The sequence below is a fragment of the Labilibaculum sp. DW002 genome, assembly GCF_029029525.1.
GTDB classification, from domain to species: domain Bacteria; phylum Bacteroidota; class Bacteroidia; order Bacteroidales; family Marinifilaceae; genus Paralabilibaculum; species Paralabilibaculum antarcticum.
Window position 1 is genome coordinate 1 of sequence record NZ_JAKJSC010000032.1, and the last position, 210, is coordinate 210.

A 210-nucleotide genomic window follows, 5' to 3' on the forward strand; every position below is an offset into this window, starting at 1 on the left:
TTGCATTCACATCATCTGAAGCTGAACAACCATTAGCATCAGTAATAGTTACTGAATAATTTCCTGAAGTAGAAACAGAAATCGTCTGAGTTGTTTCGCCAGTTGACCATAAATAAGTTGATCCTATATTTCCTGCATCAAAAATGATGCTGTTTCCTGAACAAGTTTCCTGATCTGCTCCCAAATCTACTGTTGGGTTTGCATGTATTG

General features: G+C 37.1%; 1 protein-coding gene. It reads right to left on the reverse strand.

Annotation, left to right across the window (positions count from 1 at the left end):
- Nucleotides 1-210: hypothetical protein (locus tag L3049_RS21720; protein ID WP_275111910.1), on the reverse strand; the 210-nt coding region annotated here is incomplete at both ends.